Annotated in this window: 1 pseudogene; it reads left to right on the forward strand. The window is 56.7% G+C overall.

Annotation, left to right across the window (positions count from 1 at the left end):
• A pseudogene (locus tag AC0L3B_RS40430) lies at window positions 1–233 on the forward strand (elongation factor P); the annotation flags it as partial.

Raw genomic sequence — 233 nt, forward strand, 5'->3', positions numbered from 1 at the left:
CCAAGCTCAATGAGCGTTTCCGCTCCGCCGAAACCGTCGAACAGATCCGGCTGGAGATGAAGGATTTCTCCTTCCTCTACGAGCAGGGCGAAGCGCTGGTGTTCATGGACACCGAAAGCTACGAGCAGCTTGAGTTGCAAAAGGATTTCGTCGGCGATCGCGCTGCCTTCCTGCAGGACGGCATGATGGTGACGGTCCAGCTCTATGACGAAAGGCCGATCGGCATTTCACTG

It is taken from the genome of Bradyrhizobium sp. Kon56 (assembly GCF_055807635.1).